Annotated in this window: 1 protein-coding gene; it reads left to right on the top strand. The window is 49.8% G+C overall.

Annotated elements, in window-relative coordinates; genetic code table 11:
• The first annotated feature begins 286 nt into the window (after nt 1-286).
• Complete coding sequence (locus QN359_RS19600) at nt 287-1,894, top strand: hypothetical protein (protein ID WP_322248908.1); 1,608 nt, start codon at nt 287-289, stop codon at nt 1,892-1,894.
• Nucleotides 1,895-2,071 lie beyond the last annotated feature (177 nt).

The following is a 2,071-nucleotide window of genomic DNA, read 5'->3' as shown; positions in this document are numbered from 1 at the left end:
CCAGTCATCTTTATTTTCCTCGTTTAGGTAATTATTCCTCCTATTGAGGTGTCCGTAAACATTAGACCATTACAGTTTTCGCTCTGCGAATCAATCGACTGTCTTCGCGTCATCGGCAAGCTCGTCTGAAGATGTAGGCGCGCGAAGAGAACAGTCGTCCCAAAAAATCGGCGAGAATCGCGTTTGGAATTGCAGTGATGGCGATCTGCTGCCGCATCTCTTGGTTGCTTCTCCTCTTTGGAATAGTCCAAGATCAATAACGATTTATCATCAGTCTTCGGGTGAAATGCCGATCACATTTGCTACACGAATTTGTCCTGACAATGCCACGACGAAAGGTGATTCTCTTGATGCGGCGGCGGCGGCTGTTGATGATGTGCGTTTGTTGTATGTTCAGAATAATCACTATCTGTACGGCGACGGCGACAATTGGATTGACGTGCCGCCTGACGGCAATTGTTTTTTTCATGCCGCTTTCAATGCGCTTGGTCGTTCTAATGTGAACATTCCTGCGGTGCGCAAGATCTTGGAAGCCTTAAAAAATGAACCAGAGGGAGAATTTTCTCGTTTCCGTGTGACCGATGATGGTCATGTTGAGGCTGGGCAGCAAGCGGATAAGCATGCTGCTGAGAGTAAATCTGAGCAAAAATCTGCCACGGCACCGGTCTTATATCAAACGTCCGAGCTCGATTCGGCGCAGGAGTTCATGCGTAAATTGCAGCATAACCTCGATGCTGCCTATTCGAAAAACAGGATAAACCCAAAGGATCTCATTAGTACTCGCGCTCAGTTAAAAAGCGGACAAGCGCCACAACACGCGAACTCGGTCCCAGCGCCGGTGGCACCTAAATCCGTTTTGACATCTGCACAGAAACGTGCCAAGGCTGCCGAGGCGGATAGGGTAGGCGCGCAAAAACAGCCAAAACAGCCCCAGCAAGCCGGTTCAATCCCGCCGTCGGCATTACCGGGTTCCGTGCCAACATCGACACCGAGCGGCGCAAGGGCTGCCGATGCTGACATGCCAGGTGAACAAGCGCCGCATCCGCAAGACGCAGTGCCGCCACAGCCGCCAAAACAAGCACAGCAGGCGGAATCGGCACCGCCACCAACGGCCTCTGTGCCAAGCTCGGCACCAAGCAGTCCGACGGCAGCTGATAATGACAAAGCAAACGGGCGTCGCAAAGCCGTTGTTGCTGCGGTCGAGGCTGGTCTCGATCAAGGCAATACTTTGCTGCCCCTCCTTATCGGTACCGGCGTTATCAAGAGTGCCTTTAAGTTTAATCCCGATGGAAACAGCGGCATACTGTTCAAGCCGGATGGTCACACAGAAGTTTTGAATCTTGAACAAATTAAAAAGAGGGTGAATCTGAACGCTCCGCGCATACGTGCGCATGAGCACGGCTATCAATACCAGCATAAGCGTGAATGGGACGATGCGACGAGTCTCTATGCTGCGGTGAATGGGGCACTGGGTAAGGATATATCACAAAAAACGGTTAAGGCGATGCGTCATAAAGTAGCCGAATACCTCGATCGCAATTGGGATCGTTACGCTGATGACTTTAAGAATGTTTCGCTTCCCAAGTACCATCAAGAATCAGCCGATGGTGCAGCACACAGCAGATCGCATTCAGCCGATTCCAAGCACTCGAAGTATAGTGAAGTATTCGAGATGAAGACTGAGAAAAAGAAAATACCGCGCTCGACTAGCCAAGATCATTCGCACAAACCCCAGCGTTCTCAATCGCTGTCATCACCGCGATTGCCGGATGATATAGACTTTAATAGCGATATTTTTTTGCTCGATGTTAATGAAAAGAAAAAGCAGTCTTTTTTTTCCAGGATGTTACCAATCAAGTCGGCCTCGCCTCGCCCGGTCGACAGCAATGAGTAGTTTGCATTAGTCAAATAACAGTCTTGCTGCGGCCCCATTTTTCTTGGCCTTGTTGTCTGCCCTGAAAAATGATGCCGTGGCGAGCTGTTTTTTTTCCTTAATTCATCAAAAATCTGACTAGGGTTTGAAACCCCGGCCTTCAGAGGCTGTCGCAAAAGGGTATTGAGTCGGTATCAT

This window comes from Undibacterium sp. 5I2 (genome assembly GCF_035019605.1).
Taxonomy (GTDB): domain Bacteria; phylum Pseudomonadota; class Gammaproteobacteria; order Burkholderiales; family Burkholderiaceae_D; genus Undibacterium.
Note: the sequence above shows the minus strand (reverse complement) of the source record. Positions and strands in the feature narration are given on the sequence as shown.

What these genes read in the sequence shown, in the direction of transcription:
- QN359_RS19600 (WP_322248908.1), top strand. Translation starts at nt 287, where the DNA reads ATGCCGATCACATTTGCTACACGAATTTGTCCTGACAATGCCACGACG.